The 22336-nt window shown below is 67.3% G+C and carries 22 protein-coding genes; 11 read left to right on the top strand and 11 right to left on the bottom strand.

Features of this window, described 5'->3' with window-relative positions:
- Positions 1–131 precede the first annotated feature (131 nt).
- The gene (locus tag ABH915_RS18565; RefSeq protein ID WP_370124140.1) at positions 132–2045 is read left to right on the top strand and encodes an FAD-binding monooxygenase; all 1914 of its coding nucleotides are present in this window, start codon (positions 132–134) and stop codon (positions 2043–2045) included.
- Between the two features lie 44 nt (positions 2046–2089).
- Here ABH915_RS18565 and ABH915_RS18560 read toward each other — a convergent pair whose 3' ends face one another.
- The 3 genes from ABH915_RS18560 to ABH915_RS18550 all read right to left on the bottom strand — a co-directional run bounded on the left by ABH915_RS18560 (position 2090) and on the right by ABH915_RS18550 (position 4125).
- A complete protein-coding gene (locus tag ABH915_RS18560) occupies positions 2090–2947 on the bottom strand; it encodes a prephenate dehydratase (protein ID WP_370124138.1) in 858 nt (285 codons plus the stop codon).
- 87 nt (positions 2948–3034) lie between these two features.
- A complete protein-coding gene (locus ABH915_RS18555; RefSeq protein WP_370124136.1) occupies positions 3035–3811 on the bottom strand; it encodes a dienelactone hydrolase family protein in 777 nt (258 codons plus the stop codon).
- A 137-nt stretch (positions 3812–3948) separates the two neighbouring features.
- Entirely contained in the window at positions 3949–4125 is a 177-nt protein-coding gene (locus tag ABH915_RS18550; protein WP_043422699.1) for a CsbD family protein, read from the bottom strand.
- Positions 4126–4300: 175 nt separating this feature from the next.
- Between ABH915_RS18550 and ABH915_RS18545 the strand changes: the two genes are divergently transcribed.
- The 6 genes from ABH915_RS18545 (at position 4301) to ABH915_RS18520 (ending at position 9106) form a co-directional block, all read left to right on the top strand.
- Positions 4301–4774: an SRPBCC family protein gene (locus tag ABH915_RS18545; protein ID WP_370124133.1), complete on the top strand. Its 474-nt coding sequence runs from the start codon at positions 4301–4303 to the stop codon at positions 4772–4774.
- Positions 4774–5451, top strand: a complete 678-nt coding sequence (locus tag ABH915_RS18540; protein ID WP_370124131.1) for a pentapeptide repeat-containing protein — start codon at positions 4774–4776, stop codon at positions 5449–5451. Before ABH915_RS18545 ends, ABH915_RS18540 begins: the two co-directional genes overlap by 1 nt.
- Positions 5452–5560: 109 nt before the next feature.
- The gene (locus tag ABH915_RS18535) at positions 5561–6772 is read left to right on the top strand and encodes an acetyl-CoA C-acyltransferase (protein ID WP_370124129.1); all 1212 of its coding nucleotides are present in this window, start codon (positions 5561–5563) and stop codon (positions 6770–6772) included.
- Complete coding sequence (locus ABH915_RS18530) at positions 6772–7575, top strand: enoyl-CoA hydratase/isomerase family protein (protein ID WP_018775084.1); 804 nt, start codon at positions 6772–6774, stop codon at positions 7573–7575. Before ABH915_RS18535 ends, ABH915_RS18530 begins: the two co-directional genes overlap by 1 nt.
- A gap of 2 nt (positions 7576–7577) precedes the next feature.
- Positions 7578–8450, top strand: coding sequence for a 3-hydroxyacyl-CoA dehydrogenase family protein (locus ABH915_RS18525; RefSeq protein WP_370124127.1), 873 nt, complete (start codon positions 7578–7580; stop codon positions 8448–8450).
- Between the two features lie 32 nt (positions 8451–8482).
- A complete protein-coding gene (locus ABH915_RS18520) occupies positions 8483–9106 on the top strand; it encodes a GNAT family N-acetyltransferase (protein WP_370124125.1) in 624 nt (207 codons plus the stop codon).
- Here ABH915_RS18520 and ABH915_RS18515 read toward each other — a convergent pair.
- Positions 9103–9939 carry an SGNH/GDSL hydrolase family protein gene (locus tag ABH915_RS18515; protein ID WP_370124123.1) on the bottom strand — a complete coding sequence of 279 codons (837 nt, stop codon included), beginning with the start codon at positions 9937–9939 and terminating at the stop codon, positions 9103–9105. The genes ABH915_RS18520 and ABH915_RS18515 overlap by 4 nt on opposite strands.
- A gap of 209 nt (positions 9940–10148) precedes the next feature.
- Here ABH915_RS18515 and ABH915_RS18510 point away from each other — a divergent pair, with 209 nt between their 5' ends.
- Positions 10149–10829: a tyrosine-protein phosphatase gene (locus ABH915_RS18510; RefSeq protein ID WP_370125039.1), complete on the top strand. Its 681-nt coding sequence runs from the start codon at positions 10149–10151 to the stop codon at positions 10827–10829.
- A gap of 11 nt (positions 10830–10840) precedes the next feature.
- On the opposite strand, the gene ABH915_RS18505 is transcribed toward ABH915_RS18510, so the two are convergent.
- Positions 10841–11203, bottom strand: coding sequence for a hypothetical protein (locus ABH915_RS18505; protein WP_370124121.1), 363 nt, complete (start codon positions 11201–11203; stop codon positions 10841–10843).
- On the opposite strand from ABH915_RS18505, the gene ABH915_RS18500 reads away from it, so the two are divergent.
- The gene (locus ABH915_RS18500) at positions 11202–13706 is read left to right on the top strand and encodes a S1 family peptidase (RefSeq protein ID WP_370124119.1); all 2505 of its coding nucleotides are present in this window, start codon (positions 11202–11204) and stop codon (positions 13704–13706) included. The two genes, ABH915_RS18505 and ABH915_RS18500, sit on opposite strands and share 2 nt — an antisense overlap.
- A gap of 113 nt (positions 13707–13819) precedes the next feature.
- On the opposite strand, the gene ABH915_RS18495 is transcribed toward ABH915_RS18500, so the two are convergent.
- Both ABH915_RS18495 and ABH915_RS18490 read right to left on the bottom strand, forming a co-directional pair.
- Entirely contained in the window at positions 13820–15055 is a 1236-nt protein-coding gene (locus tag ABH915_RS18495) for a globin domain-containing protein (RefSeq protein ID WP_370124117.1), read from the bottom strand.
- A gap of 250 nt (positions 15056–15305) precedes the next feature.
- Complete coding sequence (locus ABH915_RS18490; protein WP_018775092.1) at positions 15306–15722, bottom strand: PaaI family thioesterase; 417 nt, start codon at positions 15720–15722, stop codon at positions 15306–15308.
- Positions 15723–15887: 165 nt separating this feature from the next.
- Here ABH915_RS18490 and paaZ point away from each other — a divergent pair, with 165 nt between their 5' ends.
- Complete coding sequence (gene paaZ / locus ABH915_RS18485; RefSeq protein WP_370124115.1) at positions 15888–17990, top strand: phenylacetic acid degradation bifunctional protein PaaZ; 2103 nt, start codon at positions 15888–15890, stop codon at positions 17988–17990.
- 85 nt (positions 17991–18075) lie between these two features.
- On the opposite strand, the gene ABH915_RS18480 is transcribed toward paaZ, so the two are convergent.
- On the bottom strand, positions 18076–19263 hold the full coding sequence (locus tag ABH915_RS18480; RefSeq protein ID WP_370117672.1) for an IS30 family transposase: 1188 nt from the start codon (positions 19261–19263) through the stop codon (positions 18076–18078).
- 175 nt (positions 19264–19438) lie between these two features.
- Here ABH915_RS18480 and ABH915_RS18475 point away from each other — a divergent pair, with 175 nt between their 5' ends.
- On the top strand, positions 19439–19846 hold the full coding sequence (locus ABH915_RS18475) for a VOC family protein (RefSeq protein WP_026266718.1): 408 nt from the start codon (positions 19439–19441) through the stop codon (positions 19844–19846).
- A 101-nt stretch (positions 19847–19947) separates the two neighbouring features.
- Here the strand turns inward: ABH915_RS18475 and ABH915_RS18470 are convergent, their stop codons facing one another.
- The 3 genes from ABH915_RS18470 to ABH915_RS18460 all read right to left on the bottom strand — a co-directional run bounded on the left by ABH915_RS18470 (position 19948) and on the right by ABH915_RS18460 (position 22336).
- On the bottom strand, positions 19948–20349 hold the full coding sequence (locus ABH915_RS18470) for a cupin domain-containing protein (RefSeq protein ID WP_370124112.1): 402 nt from the start codon (positions 20347–20349) through the stop codon (positions 19948–19950).
- Between the two features lie 8 nt (positions 20350–20357).
- The gene (locus tag ABH915_RS18465) at positions 20358–20690 is read right to left on the bottom strand and encodes a carboxymuconolactone decarboxylase family protein (RefSeq protein ID WP_370124109.1); all 333 of its coding nucleotides are present in this window, start codon (positions 20688–20690) and stop codon (positions 20358–20360) included.
- A 65-nt stretch (positions 20691–20755) separates the two neighbouring features.
- Positions 20756–22336, bottom strand: coding sequence for a Na+/H+ antiporter (locus ABH915_RS18460; protein WP_370124106.1), 1581 nt, complete (start codon positions 22334–22336; stop codon positions 20756–20758).

The following is a 22336-nucleotide window of genomic DNA, read 5'->3' as shown; positions in this document are numbered from 1 at the left end:
CTTGTAACCCGCGTCATATCTGCCGTACAGTTCTGGATCAGGAACACAAATTCTATTATCGAACGTGACGTTCTAATATCGAACACGCTTGGCCGTTGACAGGCCGCCACACAACGAAGTGAGGAAAGCCCGTGCATTTCCACCACCACGGTTACGTATCCGGTGACCCGCGAGTCCAGCCGGCCGCCGGCGTCGGCATCGATCGGCCCACGCAGCTTCCCGACGAGGTTGATGTGCTGATCGTGGGCTCCGGCCCCGCAGGCATGCTCGCCGCCGCCCAGCTGTCCCAGTTCCCGGGCGTCACCACCCGGATCGTGGAACGCCGGCCGGGCCGGCTCGCGATCGGCCAGGCCGACGGCATCCAGGCCCGCAGCGTCGAGACTTTCCAGGCCTTCGGTTTCGCCGAGCGGATCATCGCCGAGGCGTACCGCATCACCGAAATGGCGTTCTGGAAGCCGGATCCCGCGGACCCCTCGAACATCGTCCGCAGCGCCCGCACCCTCGATGACCCGGGCGGGATCAGCGAGTTCCCGCACCTGATCGTCAACCAGGCCCGCGTACTCGACTACTTCTCCGAGTTCATGGCCATGTCCCCGGCCCGAATGACCCCGGACTACGGTCTGGAGTTCCGCGGCCTGGAGGTCACCGGCGAGGGTGAATATCCGGTCACTGTGACGCTGGCGCACACCGCCGGTCCCGACGAGGGCCGGGAACGCATCGTTCGGGCCAAGTACGTCGTGGGTGCGGACGGCGCCCGCAGCAGGGTGCGCGAGTCGATCGGCTGCACCATGGCCGGCGACCAGGCCAACCACGCATGGGGCGTCATGGACGTGCTCGCGTCCACGGACTTCCCCGACATCCGGCTCAAATGCGCCATCCAGTCCCACGACGGCGGCAGCATCCTGCTGATTCCGCGCGAGGGCGGGCATCTCTTCCGCATGTATGTCGATCTCGGCGAGGTCGCCGCGGACGACCGCGGGGCCATCCGCAAGACCACCATCGAGCAGATCATCGCCAAGGCCAACGCGATCATCCACCCCTATACGCTCGACGTGCGCAACGTGGCCTGGCACAGCGTCTACGAGGTGGGCCACCGCCTCACCGACAGGTTCGACGACGTCCTGCCGGAGGAGTTGGGCGCCCGCACGCCGCGCGTGTTCATCACCGGCGATGCGTGCCACACGCACAGCGCCAAGGCCGGCCAGGGCATGAACGTCTCCATGCAGGACGGCTTCAACCTCGGCTGGAAGCTCGGCCACGTGCTGGAGGGCCGCAGCCCGGAGAGCCTGCTGTCCACGTACTCGGCCGAGCGGCAGGTCGTCGCGAAGAACCTCATTGACTTCGACAAGGTGTGGTCGACGCTCATGGCGAAGAAGCCCGAGGAGTTTGAAAACCCCTCCGAGCTCGAGGACTTCTACGTGCGCACCGCCGAGTTCCCTGCCGGCTTCATGACCGAGTACTCGCCGTCGATGGTCGTGGCCGAGGCGACGCACCAGCAGCTGGCCACCGGCTTTCCCGTCGGCAAGCGCTTCAAGTCCGCGCCCGTTGTGCGGGTCTGCGACACCAACCCGGTCCAGCTCGGCCACCAGGCCACGGCGGACGGCCGCTGGCGCATCTACGTCTTCGCGGACGCGGCAGCGCCAGGACAACAGGCGGGGTCCCCGTCGCCCGCCGCGGACCTCGCCGCGTGGCTGGCCGGCGCGCCGGACTCGCCGCTCGCCGCCACCCCCGCAGGGGCCGACCGTGATGCGTGGTTCGATGTGAAGGTGATCTACCAGCAGGACCATACGGGCATCGATATCGGCAACGTCCCCGCGGTCTTCACGCCGGAGGTGGGGCCGTTCAAGCTCCCCTACCTCGAGAAGGTCTACGGCACCGATCCGGCGGCGGACATCTTTGAGCTGCGCGGCATCGACCGCGGCGGCGTCATCGTGGTGGTGCGCCCGGACCAGTACGTGGCCAACATCCTGCCGCTGACGGCGACGGCGGAGCTTGCCGCGTTCTTCGCACCCCTCCTGCAGGCAGGGCGGGCTGCGGCGGTGTGACCGCGTGGGGTGGCTTTCTTCGCAAGGTTGGTCCGGGCTGGCGGTCAGAGGCCGGCTGCCTGCCCGGTCCGGTATTCGGCGGCGGCATAGACGCCAAGGATGCGTACCTCGGTGGTGAAGAACTCCAATTCCTCCAGCGCCAGGCTGAGCGGCAAATCCTCGGGGTGCCCCTCGACGTCGGCCATGAACATCGTGGCCGCAAACTCGTTGCCCACCATGTAGCTCTCCAGCCTTGTCATGTTCACGCCATTCGTGGCAAACCCGCCCAGCCCCTTGAAGAGTGCGGAGGGGACGTTCCGGACCCGGAACAGGAAGCTGGTCACAGCCGGTCCCGGCAACGCCTCCCGGGACGGCAGCTCTTTTTCCGGCGCCAGGACCACGAACCGCGTGGTGTTGGACGGATCATCCTCCACCCGCGAAGCCAGCACCTCCAGGCCGTAGATCCGGGCCGCGAGCGGGGGAGCGAGGGACAGCTTGGCTGGATCGTTCCACTCCCGCACTTCACGGGCGGAACCCGCGGTATCCCCGGCAATTACGGGCTTCAGGCCGGCACTGCGGATCAACTTGCGGCACTGACCCAGGGCGTGGATGTGGCTGTGGACCTCGGTGGCCCCCTCGATGGTGCTGCCGGGGATGCCCATCAGGTCGAAATGGATCGGAAGAAAGTATTCGCCCACTATCTGCAGCCGGGATTGGGGCAGCAGGATGTGGATGTCAGCCACCCGGCCGGCGATCGAGTTCTCGATCGGAATCATGGCCAGGTCGGCCTCGCCGCTGGATACCAGCTCTAAAGCGTCCTCGAAGCTGGCGCAGGGGACGCTCTCCAGCCCGGGAAACATCTGCGCGCAGGCAATATTTGAATTGGCGCCGGGCTCACCCTGGTACGCAATCTTCTGGACCATGGTCCGTATGGTTTCACGCCCAGCGTCCGCCTGCCTAAGTAAGTCGCGGCTGGCGCCGCTTAGGGACTCAAAACGGCTTGCCGCGAATCAGGTGGGGTTCAGATGCGTGGCGAAGTGGTCCTCGATCCGCTGCCAGGCTTCCGGGGCCGATTCCGGATCCGGGCCGATGCCCATGACCCGCATGAGCGGCCGCAGCACTCTCGGCCCGGTCTCCACATCGTTGAGGAAGGCGTGTCCGGCATGCGGGAATTCCTTCACGTCGTTCTCCACGCCCAGCCCGTCGAGCACGGCCGCGAGTTTTGCCGCTTCGCCGGGCAGGGTGCGGTCCCGGCCGCCGAAGTTGGCCACGATCGGGCAGGCGCCGGCGAGGGCCACCGCGGGGTCTTTCGGGCGGCGTCCATAGTTGACGGCGGCGGCGTCGAAGCCGTCATTGGCAAGCAGCAGGGCGAAGCCGCCGCCCATGCAGAAACCGATCACGCCGATCTTGCCCGTGGTCCGGCCGGACGCAAGCAGCCAGTCCCGGGCGGTGGCCAGATCGGTGAAGGCCCGGCCCTCGCCCGCGGACAGCGCGCGCATGGTGGCGACGAGGCAGCGGCGCGCCCCGCCGTCGCTGTACAGGTCAACGGCCAGTGTCAGGTAACCGGCCGCCGCCATCCGGTCGGCGTGGCGGACAGTGATGTCGTCCAGGCCGAAGGCTTCATGGACCATCAGGACGGCCGGGAAAGGCCCTTCGCCTGCCGGCGTCGCCAGGTAGCCGCGCAGCGCCGGCGAACCGCCGGCCGCGGCGCCGCCAGCCTGGCTGAGGTCAGTATTGCTGAGACCCCGGGTGGCGGGCTTGCCCTGTCCTGCGTGTGTCCGGTCCATGCTGGCCCCTCCGTCGGCTGTGGGGCCATTCTTGCATGGCCACAAAACCCCAAAACCGCGGCACGACAGAACGGGCACAAAAAAGCGGCGCCGGAGATCCCCCAAAGGAAAATCCGGCGCCGCGATCGCCCTAAGGGCTAGTCCTTCTTGAAGGCGTCCTTGACGTTTTCGCCGACCTTCTTCGCGTCGGCTACAACCTGGTCCCGCTGGCCCTCGGCTCGAAGCTGGTCGTTGTCAGTTGCGTTGCCAGCAGCTTCCTTGGCCTTGCCGCCGAGGTGCTCTGCTTCGTTCTGAATCTTGTCTCCGACACCCATGGTGTAGGCCACCTTTCGTTCCGGTTGAAAATACTGTCCGATCAGCCTAACACAAAGCATGCTTACTAATTCAAGGGGTTTCGCGGGATAATCCTCCAGAGCGTCGTCTGCGGCAGTTGCGGGGCGGTTTGTCAAAGGGTGAAGTTCCCCCGGTCCGCGGGCTAGGCTCGAGGTCATGGACCACAAGACCACTCTCACCCAGCACATCGATGCTCCGGCGGACTCGGTCTGGGCGGTGGTGTCGGACATTCCCGGATCTGCCGCGACCCTGTCCGGCGTCGATTCGATCCAGATGCTCACCGACGGGCCCTATGCCGTGGGCACCCGCTGGAAGGAAACGCGCACCATGATGGGGCGCTCGGAAACGGTGGAGATGTGGGTGTCCCAGTCCGAGGCGCCGTCGAACGGCCGGGGCGGCAGCACCACGGTGAAGGCCCATCAGGGCGGCGCCGACTACACCACCAGGTTCGCCCTGGCGGAGCGCAGCGGCGGAACCGACCTCACGCTGACCTTCGGCGCCGAAGTCATCAAACCGACCCGGTTCAGCAGGATCATGCTCACCGTGTTCGGTCCGCTCGGAATGCGCATCACCCGCAAGGCCCTTGCAAAAGACCTGGCTGACATCGCGGCCAAGGCCGAGTCCCTGTGATGGTCCGGCGGACTGCGGCGGACAAGACCCCGAAAGTCACCGCCCCCCGGCTCGCCCCGGTCCGGACCGGGGATCTGCGGGATGACCCTGCCCCGGAGTTCCGGCGAGGTGTTCGGAACGACGGCGTCCGGTACAGCCGCGCGTCGGCAGACGGTCTGGACCTGGGCGGTGCGGACTTTGCCGAGTGCGAGTTCACCGGGGTGTCGTTCAATGAGACGCAGCTGCGGGGTGCGACTTTTCGTGACTGCATCCTGACCGAGGCTTACGCCCCGGTGCTGATGGCGGCCCGGACCAGCCTGCGGGATGTCGAGATCGGCAACCCCCGCTGGGGATCGGCGGAGCTCTATGAAAGTGGCTGGCAGTCTGTCCGGATCGACGGCGGCAAACTCGACTACGTGAACCTTCGCGGATCCAAGCTCACGGACGTGCAGATCAGCGACTGCATCATTAGCGAGCTGGATCTGGGCTCCTGCACCGCCACGCGGGTCGCCTTGAAGAACTGCACGATCGGCACTCTTGATTTCACCGGAGCCAGGCTCAAGGACTTCGACCTCCGCGGCACCGACTTCCGCACAGTCAGCGGCCTGGGCAGCCTGGCCGGCCTCGTCGTCGACGATTACCAGCTCACCCTGCTCGCCCCGTTGCTCGCGGCCCATCTGGGCGTCGTCGTCGCGTAATCCGGTGGCATCCGGTTGACCCCCTTGCACCGCCGTGTAATCTTTATAGAACGAACGGTCGGTAAATTACTTTGCTGCCGGCCCCGCTTTCTTGGTGAAGGATGTTCTCATGGTCGAGGCTTTTCTTGTTGGCGGCGCCCGCACCCCCGTGGGCCGGTACGGCGGCGCCCTCTCCGCAGTCCGCCCCGATGACCTGGCCGCACTGGTGGTCCGCGCGGCTGTGGCCCGCGCCGGCGTCGATCCGGACACCATCGACGAGGTCATCCTCGGCAACGCCAACGGGGCCGGCGAAGAGAACCGCAACGTGGCCCGCATGGCCACCCTCCTTGCCGGGCTGCCCCTCCACATCTCCGGCATCACCGTGAACCGGCTTTGCGCCTCCGGGCTCAGCGCCATCATCATGGCCAGCCACATGATCAAGTCCGGCGCCGCGGACATCGTGATCGCCGGCGGCGTCGAATCCATGAGCCGCGCTCCCTGGGTCCAGGAAAAACCCCGGACCGCTTTCGCCAAGCCGGGCGAAATCTTTGACACTTCCATCGGCTGGCGTTTCGTGAACCCCCAGTTCACCAAGGGCGAGCTGTCCCGGGACGGGAAAATGACCTTCTCCATGCCCGAGACGGCGGAAGAGGTGGGACGGGTTGACGGCATCTCGCGGGAGGACGCCGACGCCTTCGCCGTCCGGTCCCACGAACGCGCCCTGGCCGCCATCGCCGCCGGCCGTTTCGCCGAGGAAATCGTCCCCGTGACCGTCAAGACCCGCAAGGGTGAGACCGTGGTGGACACCGATGAGGGTCCCCGCGCCGGCACCACCATGGACGTCCTCGCCGGGCTCCGGCCGGTAGTCAAGGGCGGCTCGATCGTCACCGCGGGCAACTCCTCCACCCTCAACGACGGCGCGTCCGCCATCATCGTTGCCTCGGAGGCCGCGATCCAGAAGCTTGGCCTCACAGCCCGCGCCCGCATCATCGATGGCGCCTCCGCCGGCTGCGAGCCCGAAATCATGGGCATCGGCCCGGTCCCGGCCACCCAGAAGGTGCTCGCCCGTTCCGGGCTCAGCGTCGAGGACCTCGGCGCCGTCGAACTCAACGAGGCGTTCGCGACCCAGTCCCTGGCCAGCATGCGCCGGCTTGGCCTGGACCCGGAGATCGTGAACCGCGACGGCGGCGCGATTTCCCTGGGCCACCCGCTGGGGTCGTCCGGTTCCCGGATCGCCATCACGCTGCTGGGCCGGATGGAACGCGAAAACGCGAAGATCGGCCTCGCCACCATGTGCATCGGCGTCGGCCAGGGCACGGCAATGCTGCTGGAGCGCGTCTAGTGGCGGCCCCGGCAGCAGCGCTCGAGACCGCTACCTTCAGCACGCTCCTGGTCGAAGAGCGCGAGGACCGGGTGGTGGTGCTGCTCAACCGCCCCGAGGTCCGCAACGCAATCGACCAGCAGATGGTGGACGAACTCCACACCGTCTGCGCCCATCTCGAGCGTCTCCCCAAGACCCTCATCATCGCCGGCGCTGACGGGGTATTCGCCTCCGGTGCCGACATCGGCCAGCTGCGCGAACGCCGCCGCGACGATGCCCTGCAGGGCATCAACTCCACCATTTTCGTCCGGATCGCCAAGCTGCCGATGCCCGTCATCGCGGCCCTCGACGGCTTCTGCCTCGGCGGCGGCGCCGAGCTGGCGTACGCCGCCGACTTCCGGATCGGCACACCGTCCGTCCGGATCGGCAATCCCGAAACCGGACTCGGCATCCTGGCCGCCGCCGGTGCCAGCTGGCGCCTCAAGGAACTCGTGGGGGAGCCCGTCGCCAAGGAAATGCTGCTCGCCGGTTCCGTGCTGCGCGCAGAACGTGCCCTCGCGGTCAATCTCATCACCGAAATCCATGAACCGTCCGATCTGATGGCCGCGGCCCACAGCCTCGCCGACCGGATCGCCACCCAGGATCCGCTGGCCGTCCGGATTACCAAATCCGTGTTCCACGCCCCGGCCGAGGCGCATCCCCTCATTGACCAGCTGGCACAGGGGATCCTCTTCGAGTCCCAGGCCAAGTTCGACCGTATGCAGGCTTTTCTGGATAAGAAATCAGCCAAAAAGTCAGCCAAGGAATCAGGGAAGCAGAAATAAACATGGGCAACTCCGTACTCCCCGCCAACCTCCTCGCATCCGTCGGAGTTCTCGGCGGCGGCCGCATGGGCGCAGGCATCGCCCACGCCTTCCTGATCAACGGAGCCAACGTGGTGGTGGTCGAGCGCGATGAGGCGTCGGCCGAGGCAGCCCGGGAGCGGGTTGAGTCCGCCGCCGCCAAGAGCATCGAGCGGGGCGCCGTGGACGGCAACCTGGACGAGATCGTTTCCCGGCTCGCGGTCACGGTGGACTATGACGACTTCGCCGGCCGGCAGTTGGTGGTCGAGGCCGTTCCGGAGGACTGGGACCTGAAGGTCACGGCGCTGCGCGGCATCGAGGAACGGCTCGCCGACAGTGCCTACCTTGCCTCCAACACGTCGTCGTTGTCCGTCAACGGGCTGGCCCGTGAACTGAAGCGGCCGCAGAACTTCCTGGGCCTGCACTTCTTCAACCCGGTGCCGGCGTCGACGCTCATCGAGGTGGTCCTCGGCGAGCAGACTTCCGACGCCCTGGCCCAGGCCGCCCGAGGCTGGGTCGAAGCGCTCGGCAAGACCGCCGTCGTGGTCAACGACGCACCTGGCTTCGCCTCCTCCCGGCTGGGCGTCGCGATCGCCCTCGAAGCGATGCGCATGGTGGAAGAGGGCGTGGCCACCGCCGAAGACATCGACAACGCCATGGTCCTGGGCTACAAGCACCCCACGGGCCCGCTCCGGACCACCGACATTGTGGGCCTGGACGTGCGCCTCGGCATCGCGGAATACCTGCAGTCCACGCTGGGCGATCGTTTCGCTCCGCCGCAGATCCTCCGCGACAAGGTTGCCCGCGGCGAACTGGGACGCAAGTCCGGCAAGGGCTTCTTCGACTGGACCAAGTGACCGGCCTTCGTTCGTGCCCCTAGGATGGTGCGGTGACCTCCCTGGACCGCCCCGCGATCGCCCCCATCACCCTGACCGGCAAATACGTCGTCCTCGAGCCGCTGAGCCAGGACCACCACGACGGCCTCGTCGAGGCGGCCCGCGACGGCGAGCTGTGGCACCTCTGGTACACCAGCGTGCCCGCCCCGCAGCAGATGGCCGCCGAGATTGAGCGGCGCCTGGCCCTGCAGGACAGCGGCGCCATGCTGCCCTTCACCACGCGGCTGCTCGACCCCGCCACGGGCGGGCCGGGCCGGGTGATCGGGATGACCACCTACATGAACATCGACGCCGCCACGCCCCGGGTGGAGATCGGCTCCACCTGGAACGCGGCGTCCGCACATGGCAGCGGCAGCAACCCGGACTCCAAGTTGCTGCTGCTGCGGCATGCCTTCGAGACGTTGGGCTGCCCCGCCGTCGAGTTCCGGACGCACTGGCTCAACCACCAGTCCCGTGAGGCAATCACCCGGCTGGGGGCCAAACAGGACGGCGTGCTCCGCAGTCACACGCGCAGCACTGACGGGGCGCTGCGCGACACCGTCGTGTATTCCATCCTGGAACACGAGTGGCCGATGGTCCGGAACGCCCTTGAATCAAGGCTGGCCAAGCGGCGCTAGGGTGCCGAGTAGGCCTTGGCCGCACTAAGGGATGCGAAGTACGCCTCGTAGCCCTTGGCGTTCGGGTGGAAGTTTTCCGGACTGGCCGGGGCCCAACGGTGGAGATTGATCCACGGGGCCGCAGAGTTGACACCGTGACCGGCGAAGGCGGCCCGGACATCGACGTACTCCGCCCCGGTGGCCCGGGCAGCGGCGGCGATGGAGCCGTTCAGGCCGTCAGCCAAGTGCGTGGCCTTGTAGATGAACCGGGACATCGAATCAGTCTGGCCGGGGGCGACCGGATCGTAGAGGTAGGGGTAGCCCGTCACCACAACGTTGGCGTTGGGCGCGGCAGCCTTCACGCGCTGGATCATCGCGGTCACGTCACCGGCCAGTTTGTGGCTGGAGATCTGGTCCTCCGCGTAGGCGCTGGCGGCCTCGCACAGTGGGTCCGCGGCGGGATTGACGATGGCAGCGCCGCAGGAGGCGAGGATTTCCGCAAACCGGAGATTGTTGCCGCCAGCAGTGATGGTGACGAGCCCGGTAGCCCTGTTCAGCCGCTTGAGCTGGGTGTCGACGACGTCCTGGGTCGTCTTGCCGCTGCAGGCGGCGTTGGCAACCAGCTTGACGGTTTTCGTGTGGGTAGCGAGTTCTGAATAGCTGTTCTCGCTGCGGTAGCAATCATCCAAGTACGGCCCCGCCCCCAGCCCGGCGGCGTAGGAGTCTCCGAGTGCAACGTACCTGGTCCTGTCCACAGCCTGCGCCGGCACAACCGCCACCCCGGCCGCCATGGCCAGGGTGGCGAGACCGGCCGCCAGAGCCGTCCGCCGGCGTCGAAGTTTCAGAGTTCCCATGGTGTTTCCCCTCAGTGGCACGCTGGTTTCAGCGCGCGTGCCGTGAAACGAGTCGCGAGGCGTGAACCCCAGATTCTGCCAATGGTCCCACTCTGTATAACGTTTGTGAATCCTGCCGCGGATCGCGCCGGTGCGTGTGCTTAGCTGTCTGGATGACGATTCCTGCAGCGCCCCTGGGCCAAGCCAAGGGGCAGGCGGTGCCCGGAACGATGGAGTGGGACGGGGCCGTCAACGCGTGGCACGTGGCCGGGGACGTGTTCCGCATGGGACGCCGGGAATGGCTCACCGAGGCCGGCTGGCGGCAGGTGCACCGCCGGGGTATCCGGACCGTCATCGACCTCCGCAACGAAGCCGAAATCCGGCGCCGGGAGACCGATCCGCCGGTGCGGGCGGCGGCCCTGGCCGGCTTCGACGTCGTGCAGGCCCCCACCGAAGACCCGGATAACCGCGAATTTCGCGAGCTCTGCGTGCCTTACCTGAACGACCCCGCCTGTTATGCCGACAACGCCAGGCTGTTCCCGCACCTGCTGGCCCGTGTCTTCAAAGCGGTGGCCGGCGCGGAGGGCGGCGTGGTGATCCATTGCTCCGCCGGGCGGGACCGGAGCGGCATGATCGCCGCCATGCTCCAGGACCTCGCCGGCGACAGCGACGAGGCCATTGTGAGCGGCTACCAGCGCTCCATGCGGGGCATCAACGAGCACCTCCGGCACGCTGCCGTCCCGCATCCCCACGAGCGTTTCCTGCCCGAGAACGTGCTGGTGCCCCTGCTGGAATCCCGGGGCAAGAGCCTGCTGCACTTCGTCCGGTCCCTCAACACAGCGGACTACCTGGTCCGCCACGGAGTGACGTCCGAGGAACTCGCGGCCATCCTGGGAAAGCTCGGCAGATAGGGTGCGCGCAGTTAGGGTAGGCCAGTGAAGACTCCGAAGTTCCAGCCGCTGGGGCGGGCCGCTGCGGCGCTCGCGATTGCGCTTGCCGGTACCCTGCCTGCCTTTGCGTTGACCGCAGTCCCGGCCATGGCCGAAGCCAACGCCCCGGCCCCGGCCCCTGCCGGCCCGGCGCCGTCGACGGTCTCGACGGCGGTCCCGGTGCCGGCGGCTAGCCCCAGTCCGGCCGCGCCGGACCCGGCGCCGTCGACGGTCTCGACGGCGGTCCCGGTGCCGGCGCCGTCTGACGCGCCTTTGGCCGGTTCTTCTGCGGTGCCGTCCGCGACCCCGATCAGCGATGCCGGGCTCGCCGAGGCCGTGCGGCGGGATCTGGGCATGACCCTTGCGGAATTCGACGCCGCCGGTGCCCTTGCCCGCCGGGCCGCCGACGCCGCGCCCTCCCTGCGGGTGCTACCCGGCTACGTGGGGATCAGCCTCTCCGGCGGCAAGATCGCGGTTGAAGGCAGCGGCCCCGGGCTCCGTGCCCGCGTGGCCGAACTGAACCAGTCCGGCCACGCCGACTTCGTGCTTGCCGCCCCTGCGGCCGCCGCCGTTGTCCCCTCGGCCGCGGAGTTGCTGGCCTCCAGCACCCAGCAACTGTTCGAGGCCTACGTCCGCGAGGTCGGGACCGCCGGGCTCCAGGCCGTCACCTACACCGACGGCCACTTCGTCATCCGCGCCGGCGGCACCAACACGGCGCAGTCCGGTCCCGCCTCCGGCGCCGTTCTGGATGCCGGATTGAATCTGCAGCCGGCGGGAGAGCCGGGCACGAAGATGTCCGCGGCCGAGTTCGTGGCCCGCTACGCCAACGTGACGCTGGAACAAGGATCGCGGGTCACCACCGAAGAGGACTTCTTTGGCGGCCAGGGCTACATCGTTGACGGACGCACGCTCTGTTCGGCCGGGTTCGGGGCCTTCAGCCCCGCGGGCGAGCCCGTGGTCCTGACCGCCGGGCACTGCGCCGGTGACGGCGCCGCGAAGCAGGCCGAGATCGAAAATCCGGCGGGAGCGCCAGCGGCCGGGGGCGCTGGTTCGGGCGCGGCCGCCGGGATCCTGGGCACATTCGGGTTCAGCCAGTTCGGTGGCTCCGGCAATTCAAGGGTTGCGTCGGACGGCACCAACGTCGGCACGGACATCACCGTCCTCCAAGGCATCAGGAGTGGCCTGGACCTCCAGCCCGCCGTCACCCGATGGGACAATCCTGCCGATCCGGGGCCGACGTCCGTGAAGATCGTGGGAACTGTGGCGCCCTTCCAGGGCCAGCCCGTGTGCCGTTCCGGCCGGACCACCGGGTGGAGGTGCGGCACGGTGGACTCGGTCGGCATCTGGGCCATCCCTGGGCCAAATTCACTGCCGCCGGACTATGACAACGATCTCCGGGCGATCCGGGGCTTCGACTCGACGTCCGTCACCTCCGGCGGCGGGGACTCCGGCGGGCCGTGGATCAGCGGGAACTTCGCTGTCGGGCTGCACACAGGGGCGGAAAGTACCGACGAGGGCGTGCAGACACGGGCCATCGCAACCACTCTCGAGGACGCCATGGGCCAGGTCCCCGGCGGTGTCCAGCTGCAACTGTTCCTGGCCAAGCCAACGCTCGCGGCGGCCTCCAACGCAACTGTCACAGCCGGTGAGCCGATTACCGGGCACATCGATGCCGGTCCGGCGTCTGTGGTGGCTCCGAATTCCAAGGTCCGCGTCACCGTCCTGAACCAGAAACCGGGCCAGACCTCCGGCCAGAAGGACGGCCAGCCCTTGGAAGTGCCGGTCGACGCGTCGGGAAACTGGCAGTTCCCCGCACCGTCGTCGGCAGGGACCTTCAAGTTCTCCGCTGAAACCGTGAACGGCAACAGCCGCTCCGGTGCAGTCGCCCTGTCCGTCGACGTCTCCCGCCTCGCGGCTCCGGCCATCACCTCACCGGTGGACGGCCAGCCGGACGGCCCCGGTCTCACCGCCATCGAAACCATCGAGGGCACGGGAGAAGCCGGAGGCACGGTGCGGCTCTCCGGCGACCTCACCGGGACCGGGCTCGTCGCCGCAGACGGCCGCTGGAGCATCAACGTGGCCGATCAGCCGGTCTTCGGAAAAATTTCGGTCATGGCCGTGCTCACGGCCCCCGGAGAAGTGGACAGCCCCGCGGTGACCCGCACCTACTCCGTCATTCCGCCGGCGCCGGCGGTGTCGAACCTCAGGGACGGCAGACACCTGCGCCAGGACGCCCTCCCAGCGACCATCTCCGGCATGGCGATTGATGGTGCCGACGTGGCCGTGGCGGTGGACGGCGTTGCTGTTGACTCCGTGCGGGCCGGTCCCGGTTCCACAGCGGCGAAGGCCGCGCTTGAGCCCGGGATCACGCAGACCTCGGCCGGCAGTGCCCGGTGGAGTGTCCCGTTCCCCGCGGAACTCGCCGCCGGAGCGCACACCGTGACCGTGACGCAAGCCATTGACGGTGTCGCATCGCTGCCGGCAGCCGTAGCATTCGTTGTCGATGCCGCGCCTGCGTCCGGGGGCACCCCGGCCGGCACGCCGGGATCCGGGAAACCGGGAGCCGGGACGCCGGCAACGCCCGGCCAGCCGGCAGTCCCGCAGCAGCCGGCCAACCCCGCCGGGGCTCCCGCCGGACCGGCCAAACCGGCGCAGGCTCCCGCCCCGCCGTCGGACACCTCCGTCAGCGTGGGCGGCACAGCACCGGACTACACAGCACCTGGCAACACGCCGGGCACCGCAGACCAGTTGGCGAGCACGGGCGCCGGCGGGCTTCTGCCCGTCGCCGGTCTCGGTGCCGGGGCCCTGCTGCTCGGCGCGGCCTTCATGGCGTTCGGCCGGCGCCGGGCGCTGCGGTAAGCAGGGGCTCCAAGCCCGGGCTCCCCGGAAACCTGCGGGGTCGCCGTACGGCTACGGCGACCCCGCGAGTTTTGGCCGAATACGCGCGGTCGGGACAGAACAGCCCGCCGCGGTTACTGGAAGTCGGCCAGCCAGAGATCCGGGCCGAAAACCTCGTATTGAATGTCCTTGGCTGGGACGCCCCCGGCAATCAAGGCGCTCCGGACCGATTTCAGGAACGGCAGGGGACCGCAGAGGTAGTACTCGGCGTCGTCGGGGAGTTCGACGTCGCTGACGTCCATGAAACCGGAGAACACGGACCCGGACGCCCCGCCGGTCTCGCCCGTCCCGCCGGCCTCCGCTGCCTCCGCGGGAGTCAGGAACCACGTCTTCAGGGTCCCGTCCGCGAGTTTCGCGAGATCCTCCGTGACCTGCGCGCGGAGCGGGAAGGTCGCCTCGCTCTCATCGGCATGCAGGAGCATCACCTGGCGTCGCGACCCGGACTGCACGAGGTGGGAGAGCATTCCGGCCATGGGCGTGATGCCGATTCCGGCGCTGGCCATGACCAGGGGCCGGTCCGTGTACTCCAGCACTACGTCGCCGAACGGTGCTGAGAGCACCACCTCGTCGCCCACCTGGACATCGTTGTGGAGCAGGGTGGACATCTCGCCGTCGGGAGTCGGAAGTCCGTGGACCCTCTTGACGGCGAATTGCCGGTGCTGGCCGTCGTCGGCCTTGGTCAGGCTGTATTGCCGGGGCTGCTGTACGCCGTCGGGCATGGTCATCTTGAGAGTCACGTACTGCCCGGGCAGGGACGGTTTGACGTCCCGCTCGTCGGTCCGTTCGACGACGAACGAGACGACGTCGGCGGTCTCCTGGATCCGCTGCACCACCCGCCACGTCCGCCAAATGGTCTCGGGGGAAAGGTGCACTGCGTTGTACAGCCCGCGCTCCTTGTTGATGAGCAGGTTCGCCATGAGCCAGTAGACCTCGTCCCAGGCCGCGGCGACCTCGGGCGTGACCGCATCCCCCAGAACATCCACGATCGCCCACATGAGGTGGTCGTGGACAATCTGGTACTGGTCCGGGCTCAGCCCCAGCGAGACGTGTTTGTGGGCCACCCGGGAGAGCAGATGGTCCGGCACCTGGTCCGGTTTCTCCACGAGCATGCCGGCGAATGCCGCGATGGATCCTGCGAGTGCCTGCTGCTGCCGGCCGTCAGCCTGGTTCCCCCGGTTGAACAGCCCGTCCAGGAGATCCGGCTGCGCCTCGAACATATGTTTGTAGAAGCGCTTGGCGATCTCCTCGATGTGCTCGCCGACCACGGGAAGCGTTGCCTGGATGACGGGAAGTGAGGTGTCTGAGAGCATGGTGCATCCCTTCCGGTGAGACCGGTGATACCCAGCGGTGCCGGGCGACTCAGCACTTCCACGCTAACAGCCGGGGCAGCGGGCCTTCCGGGTCCATCGGCCCTACATCGCCGGCGGAGTCCGGTGTAGCCGGGTGCTCAGCCCCGGGTGCTCAGCCTCCAAGGCCCCGGCTCGCCGGAACGCTGCGGGGTCGCCGGAAAGATACGGCGACCCCGCAGCGTTCCGGCGACCTCGAGGGGCGGGGCGGTACTCAGCCCTTGCGGTCCAGCAGCAGGTTGGTAATCCGCAGCGTGCAGATCCGCTGGCCGGCCTCGTTCGTGATCAGCACCTCGTGGGTGGTCAGGGTGCCGCCCAGATGGATGGGGGTTGCCGTGATCGTGATCAGTCCCTCGCGGGCCGACTTGTGGTGCGTGGCCGAGACGTCGACGCCCACCGCCGTCTTGCCCAGGGTGCTGGCGTGGATGACGGCGGCCCAGGATCCCACGGCCTCGCCCACGGCCAGTGAGGCGCCGCCGTGCAGGAGCCCGAACGACTGCCGGTTGCCCTCCACCGGCATGGTCGCCACCACGCGGTCCACGGACTCCTCGACGATCTTCACGCCCATCTTCTCGTCGAGTTCCCCAAGGGTGATCTTCCACAAGTCGGTGCTGCCGGTCTCGGGCGTCATAGCGTCTCCTTTGTTGCCGACCGGCCGGGGCCGGGACGGTCGGTGCCGCCGCGGCTAGTGTGCGGCAGGCCTCATTCATGTACTGTAGATCATATTACCGAACGGACGGTCAGTAATGTTCCGGCCGTGTTGATCTTGCTCCCCCGTTGGAAGGACCCGTCAACGATGACCACCACAGCCGCACCCACAGTAGACACTGTCGAGATCGTTCCCAGTTTCATCCGGGGTTCCTGGTGGACTCCCGACGCCACCTCCGCCGCCGGCGCGGCGCCGGTACTGGACGCCAGCACCGGCGAACTCCTGGCGAAGGTGAGCACCGCGGGGCTCGACCTCGCCGCCGTCGTGGATTATGGCCGCACCACGGGCCAGGCGGAACTTGGCACGCTGACCTTCCACCAGCGCGCGCTCAAGCTCAAGGAGCTGGCGCAGTACCTCAACGGCCGCCGCGAGGAGTTCTACGCGCTCTCGGCGCAGACCGGCGCCACCAAGATCGACTCCATGATCGACATCGACGGCGGCATCGGCGTCCTGTTCACCTTTGGGTCCAAGGGCCGCCGCGAGCTGCCCAACTCCCAGGTGGTGGTGGATGGCCCCATGGAAGTGCTGTCCCGCGACGGTTCGTTCGCCGGCGAGCACATCTACACCCGCATTCCCGGCGTCGCCGTGCAGATTAACGCCTTCAACTTCCCGGTCTGGGGCATGCTGGAGAAGCTTGCCCCGGCCTTCCTCGCCGGCGTCCCCACCATCGTCAAGCCCGCCACCCCCACCGGGTACGTGGCCGCGGCCGTGGTCAAGGCGATCGACGAATCCGGCATCCTGCCCACCGGCTCGTTGCAGCTGATTTCCGGCTCCGTCCGCACCCTGCTGGACCACCTGGACTACCGCGACCTCGTGGCCTTCACCGGCTCCGCCTCGACCGCCAACACGCTCAAGTCCCACCCCAATGTGGTCAAGGGCGGGGTCCGCTTCACCTCCGAGACCGACTCGCTCAACGCCGCGATCCTGGGCCCGGACGCCGTCAAGGGCACACCTGAATTCGACGCCTTCATCAAGTCCCTCGTCACCGAGATGACCGCCAAGGCGGGCCAGAAATGCACCTCGATCCGCCGCGCAATCGTGCCGCAGGACCTCGTCGCCGACGTCACCGCGGCCGTGGGGGACCGCATCCGCGAACGCGTGGTGCTCGGTGATCCCCGCGCCGAGGGCGTCACCATGGGCGCCCTGGCCTCCCTCGAGCAGCTCGCCGACGTGCGCGCCGCCGTCCAGTCCATGCTCGACGCCGGCGGGGAGCTCGCCTACGGCACGCTCGATGCGCCCAAGGTCACCAGCGCGGACGGCAGCATCGGCGTCGTTGACGGCGGCGCCTTCATGTCCCCGGTCCTGCTGAGCTGGGCCAACCCGGAGGCCGAGGAGGTCCACTCGCTCGAGGCCTTCGGCCCGGTGTCCTCGGTGATCGGCTACACCGATCTGGCCGACGCCGTCCGCCTCGCCGCCCGCGGCGGCGGCTCTCTCGTCGCCTCGGTCTGCACGAACGATCCCGCCGTGGCCCAGCAGCTGGTCACCGGTATCGCGGCCCATCACGGCCGTGTGCTCATGCTCAACCGCGAGGACGCCCGCAGCTCCACCGGCCACGGCTCCCCGGTCCCGCACCTGGTCCACGGCGGTCCCGGCCGCGCCGGCGGCGGCGAAGAGCTCGGCGGCATCCGCTCGGTGATGCACCACATGCAGCGCACCGCCATCCAGGGCTCGCCGAACATGCTCACCGCGGTCACCGGGGTGTGGCACACCGGCGCCGACCGCAACTTCACGCTCGAGACCGAGGGCCAGCACCCGTTCCGGAAATCCCTGGCCACGCTGCACATCGGCGACGCCATCCGCTCGGAGCTGCGTGAGGTCTCGCTGGAGGAAATCACCAAGTTCGCGAACTCCACCGGCGACACCTTCTACGCCCACACCAACCAGGAAGCCGCCGCGGCCAACCCCTTCTTCCCGGGCATCGTGGCGCACGGCTACCTCCTGCTCAGCTGGGCCGCCGGCCTGTTCGTGGAGCCCGCACCGGGCCCGGTCCTGGCCAACTACGGGCTGGAGAGCCTGCGGTTCATCACCCCCGTGGCTGCGGGTGATTCCATCCGGGTGACCCTGACGGCCAAGAAGATCACCCCGCGCGAGACCGACGAATACGGCGAGGTGGCCTGGGACGCCGTCTTGACCAACCAGAACGACGAAATCGTGGCGACCTACGACGTCCTGACCCTCGTCGAAAAGTAGCCCGTCCGACGCTCCCTCACGTTGCGCTATCACTTGTGGCTGCCAAAAGGTCGGCAAAGTCAACTGGTCGGTGCAACGCGGGTGTTTAGGCTGCTGTTTGCAGCAGCTGGTTCAGCCGGTTGGCTGGGGTCTGCAGGTTGAGGGTGGGACGGGGCCGGCGGTTGAGTTTCGCTGCGACCTGGCGGAGGTCTTCGGGGGTGTGGACGGAGAGGTCCGAGCCTTTCTCGAACCAGAATCTCAGCAGCCGGTTGGTGTTCTCGTTGGTGCCGCGCTGCCAGGGCGAGTGCGGGTCGCAGAAGTAGAGCGTGGTGTCCAGGGCGGTCTGGATCCGGTCATACTCGGCGAGTTCGGTTCCGCGGTCCCAGGTGATCGAGCGTCGCAGGTGATCCGGGAGGTGGCCCATCTCCCGGATCATCGCGGCAGCGACGGTGTCGGCGGTGTGGTCCCCGGGGAGGTGGAGGAGGATCGTGAACCGGGTCGAGCGTTCCACGAGGGTGCCGATCGCGGTCCCGTTAGAGCCGATGATCAGGTCTCCCTCCCAATGCCCGGGCACGGCCCGGTCCTGGACTTCGGCCGGGCGTTCGCTGATCTTGAAGGCCTCCTTGTAGGGGCTGTTCTTGTGCCGGTCCGCGGCATGCGGGACGCGCTGCTTCCGTTTCAGGCTGAGCTTTTCCGCCAGGTCCGCCCGCAGACTTCCGCGGGTTTGGACGTACAGCGCCTGGTAGATCGTTTCGTGGCTCACCTGCATAGTCTGATCGTCGGCGAAGTAGAAGGCCAACATCTCCGAGATCAGTTTCGGGCTCCACCCGTCATCCATCCATACCCCGATCAGCCGGCACAACGCCTCGTCCTGGACCAGTTTCAGCGGTTTGGGCCGGCGCCTGGCCTGGTGGGCCCTCGTGTGGGCGACCGAGGCGTAATACACCCCGTCGTCGCCGGTGTTGCGGTTGACCTCACGCCAGACCACGGATCTGTCCCGGCCGATCAGCTCGGCGATCTTGGCGTAACTGAGCCCGCTGCGCTGGCCCATCTGGATCATCCCCCGCTCAGCCAGGTCCAGCGCCCGGCCCGGGCCCCCGGGCGAGGGCGCCGGATCCGCCAGGCCCCCGACTGGCCCCATGTCCATAGTCATCATCCGGCCAGACTGGGCCCACCAGTTCCTCCCGGTCCCATGCGTGGCCCCGACACACCGGGCGGCAGCAAGAATCGACCTCCCCGAGCACACCAGATCAAAGAACTCAGTGCGCGCTTCCAGGGAAAATACATTGACCATCAAACGCTCCATCAATGAGAGCGTTGCTACGACCATAAGAATTTGCCGTCGCAAAAGGCCGAAATGGCCGCCACAAGTGATAGGGCAACCAGGGAGCGTCAGCTGTCCGCGGGGCAATTAGCAGGCTCTTTCCACCACGCTCCGGCGTAAAATCTTGCTCGTAGGAGGTGGCGAAATGACCCTAGTACTCAATAAAGCCACAACAGTCCTGCCAGTTGATGATGCAGCGCGTGCCCGGCATTTCTACGCGGACACTTTGGGGCTCCCGCACCGCGGCGTGGCAGATGACGGAAGCGAATTGTTCGGCTCAGAAGGCGGCCCAATGCTGCAGCTGATGCCAGTCAAGGATGGAAAGCACTCAGAGCACACCACCCTGAGCTTCGAAGTCAACGAGATCGAGCGCACCGTCCAGGAAATGGAAGCCAAGGGCGTCATGTTCCAGGACTACGATCGCCCGGATCTCAAGACCGAGAACCACATTTGTACAACAGATTCAGAGAAATGCGCCTGGTTCATGGACTCCGAGCACAATATTCTGTGCGTCCACGAGAACATCACCACGGCAGCTGATTACCAGCTCTAAACGGCGGGCAACGGCGAGTTTTCGGGCGCTCCGGCTCAGCGGGGCGCCCTTTCTGTTGCCTGCGGTCATCCAGGGCGCCTCGCCAGTGGCTCGCAGGCTGGTCAGCGGCCGTTGTACTCGTCGTCGGTGATGTGCTCGCCCCACGTGGTGGTGGTCGCTGGGTCCTCGCCGTTCTGGAGCATGGCGATATGTTCCATGAAGCAGCCAGGTGCAGCTGCGTGCCAGTGCTCCTCGCCGGGCGGCGTGTAGAGCGTCTCGCCGGGGTGGACCTCGATGATCTTGCCGTCCCGGGTCCCGAAGCGGCCCACGCCCTGGGTGACGCGGAGGTACTGGCCGTGTTCGTGGGAGTGCCAGGCGGTGCGGGCTCCGGGCGCGAATCGGACGGTCGCGACCACCATCGTCTGATCCGGCTCGTGCGGGAGCGCGATCGGATCGAGCCAGACATCGCCGGCGAACCGGGCCGGCGGGTTCTTCGAAGTGGGGACAGTGGGTTCGATGTTCATGGTGATCCTTACTTGCTCTCGGTGAAGAGTTGCTTGGCGACGCCCATGGCGGCCATGCCCTTGGGCCAGCCGGCGTAGAGCGTGACGTGGGTGATGGCTTCGATGAGTTCTTCCTGCGTGAGGCCGTTCTCAATGGCGCGGCCAAGGTGGAAGCCGAGCTGTTCGGTGTTGCCGCCGGCCGTGAGTATGGCGACGGTGATGAGGCTGCGGTCCCGGGCCGGAAGCTCCGGGCGGTTCCAGACGTCCGCGAAGAGGATGTCGTCGGTGAGCTCGGCGAGCTTCGGGGCGAAGTCTCCGAACATGTTCCGGCCTCCGCCGACCTGCTTGGGTTGGTCAGTCATGATGTTCCTTCTTTCAGTGTTGTGGCGGTTGGCAGGTGTGGATGTCATTCGTCGTCGTCGGATGGTCAGTCGAAGATTTCGACGCCGGTGAGGCGTTGTTCTTCGACATCGAGCCTGGTCTGAAGTCGCCGGGCGACGGTGTCATCGACCGTGCCGGCGAGGCGTAGTCCTAGGAGTGCCTCCCGTTTCCTCTCGAGTAGGGCTTGGCGGAGCGTTGTTTCCTCCCGGCGCGATTGCGTAATCGCCGCCGGATCGGAACCGGTTTTCAGCGCTTGTGTGACCGACAGGTGGGACCGACACTCGTCCGCGACTCGGCCGCGGACTTCTGCGCTGGTCCCGAGTTCCTGGGCGAGTTCGTCCACGGCGGAGACGGCGGCGGAAGCGATGGCCAGTTCGGCCAGTCGGAGTTCTTCCTCCTCAGGTTCATCGGGAAGCTTGGCCCAGCGGACTACCGCGGGAAGTAGTGGGCCTTGGACGAGCATGGTCAGCACAATGACGCCGGCGCTGATGAAGATGATGTCCTCGCGTCCGGGGAGCGGCGTGCCGTCATCGAGTGTTAGGGGCACGGACAATGCGATCGCGAGGGACACTGCTCCGCGGAAGCCGGCAATGGAGCTGACGATTCGTGCGCGGTAGGTCATGCGGCGGTGGCGTTGCGAGGGGCGTCTGTCCAGAATTCGGATGATGGCGACGCTCACGGTTTGGAACACGAACCGGATGATGATGAGCACCAGCCAAACGGCAACTGTGGTCACCAAAAGCCGGCCCACGTCAGCGGGATCGATCTCGTGCACCGCGGCCTGCACCTGAAGGCCGATGAGAACAAACAAGGCGCCGTTCAAAAGGTAGGAACCGAGAGGCCAGGCGGACTCGGTCTGGCGACGCGATGCTGCCGTGCTGATCCGGTTCGAGGTGAAGGAGATGATCAACCCGGCGGCAACAACGGCCAGCACACCCGAGGCTCCAAAGGCTTCGGCGAGCAGGAAGGCAGCGAACGGGGTAATCAACAGTGCGATGTTGATGATCAGCGGATCGCGTACCCGGACCAGAAGCAGGTAGGCTGCGGCTGCCACCAGAATGCCGGCGGCCGCGCCCCCGACATAGGAGAGCGCGAACATGCCTGTGATGTCGAGGGGCGTATAGCTCCCGCCAAGTGTCGCGCCCACTGCGATGGCGTACAGCACCAAGGCAGTGCCGTCATTCGTCAGGCTCTCGGCCTTAAGCAGCATGAAGTTCCGGCGCGGCAGCATCCGGCCCAGAGCCGCGACAGCCGTCGCGTCCGGAGGAGCCAGAGCCGCCCCGAGGATGAGTGCGGCATTCCAGGGAAGACCGAGGAGATGTGCCACGCCCGCCACGGCGAGAGCCGTGGCAACCACAAGCAGCGTGCTGAGCAAGACGATGCCGCGCAGGTCCCGCCGGATCGATCGGAGTGAGGTTGTCAGGCTCTCCCAGAACAGCATGACCGGCAGGAAGATCAGCAGCACCGTCTCCGGTGGAAGCTCGATCTGTCGCAGTTGCGGGACGAAGCCAAGGACAAGGCCGAAGACCAGCAGCAGCAAGGGTGCGGCGACACGGAGCCGGGGAGCCAGGATTGCGCCCGCGAGGACGGTCACGCCCAGGAGTACGACCGTTTCCAGGCCTTCCAT

Source organism: Arthrobacter sp. MW3 TE3886 (genome assembly GCF_041262145.1).
GTDB lineage: Bacteria > Actinomycetota > Actinomycetes > Actinomycetales > Micrococcaceae > Arthrobacter.
Note: the sequence above shows the minus strand (reverse complement) of the source record. Positions and strands in the feature narration are given on the sequence as shown.

Excerpts from the sequence above, each read along its gene's own strand:
- ABH915_RS18560 (WP_370124138.1), bottom strand. The coding sequence starts at position 2,947 with ATGGTCCAGAAGATTGCGTACCAGGGTGAGCCCGGCGCCAATTCAAAT.
- ABH915_RS18555 (WP_370124136.1), bottom strand. The coding sequence starts at position 3,811 with ATGGACCGGACACACGCAGGACAGGGCAAGCCCGCCACCCGGGGTCTC.
- ABH915_RS18550 (WP_043422699.1), bottom strand. The coding sequence starts at position 4,125 with ATGGGTGTCGGAGACAAGATTCAGAACGAAGCAGAGCACCTCGGCGGC.
- ABH915_RS18545 (WP_370124133.1), top strand. The coding sequence starts at position 4,301 with ATGGACCACAAGACCACTCTCACCCAGCACATCGATGCTCCGGCGGAC.
- ABH915_RS18540 (WP_370124131.1), top strand. The coding sequence starts at position 4,774 with ATGGTCCGGCGGACTGCGGCGGACAAGACCCCGAAAGTCACCGCCCCC.
- ABH915_RS18535 (WP_370124129.1), top strand. The coding sequence starts at position 5,561 with ATGGTCGAGGCTTTTCTTGTTGGCGGCGCCCGCACCCCCGTGGGCCGG.
- ABH915_RS18525 (WP_370124127.1), top strand. The coding sequence starts at position 7,578 with ATGGGCAACTCCGTACTCCCCGCCAACCTCCTCGCATCCGTCGGAGTT.
- ABH915_RS18515 (WP_370124123.1), bottom strand. The coding sequence starts at position 9,939 with ATGGGAACTCTGAAACTTCGACGCCGGCGGACGGCTCTGGCGGCCGGT.
- ABH915_RS18510 (WP_370125039.1), top strand. The coding sequence starts at position 10,149 with ATGGAGTGGGACGGGGCCGTCAACGCGTGGCACGTGGCCGGGGACGTG.
- ABH915_RS18500 (WP_370124119.1), top strand. The coding sequence starts at position 11,202 with ATGACCCTTGCGGAATTCGACGCCGCCGGTGCCCTTGCCCGCCGGGCC.
- ABH915_RS18505 (WP_370124121.1), bottom strand. The coding sequence starts at position 11,203 with ATGCCCAGATCCCGCCGCACGGCCTCGGCGAGCCCGGCATCGCTGATC.
- ABH915_RS18495 (WP_370124117.1), bottom strand. The coding sequence starts at position 15,055 with ATGCTCTCAGACACCTCACTTCCCGTCATCCAGGCAACGCTTCCCGTG.
- ABH915_RS18490 (WP_018775092.1), bottom strand. The coding sequence starts at position 15,722 with ATGACGCCCGAGACCGGCAGCACCGACTTGTGGAAGATCACCCTTGGG.
- paaZ (WP_370124115.1), top strand. The coding sequence starts at position 15,888 with ATGACCACCACAGCCGCACCCACAGTAGACACTGTCGAGATCGTTCCC.
- ABH915_RS18480 (WP_370117672.1), bottom strand. The coding sequence starts at position 19,263 with ATGGTCAATGTATTTTCCCTGGAAGCGCGCACTGAGTTCTTTGATCTG.
- ABH915_RS18475 (WP_026266718.1), top strand. The coding sequence starts at position 19,439 with ATGACCCTAGTACTCAATAAAGCCACAACAGTCCTGCCAGTTGATGAT.
- ABH915_RS18470 (WP_370124112.1), bottom strand. The coding sequence starts at position 20,349 with ATGAACATCGAACCCACTGTCCCCACTTCGAAGAACCCGCCGGCCCGG.
- ABH915_RS18465 (WP_370124109.1), bottom strand. The coding sequence starts at position 20,690 with ATGACTGACCAACCCAAGCAGGTCGGCGGAGGCCGGAACATGTTCGGA.
- ABH915_RS18460 (WP_370124106.1), bottom strand. The coding sequence starts at position 22,336 with ATGGAAGGCCTGGAAACGGTCGTACTCCTGGGCGTGACCGTCCTCGCG.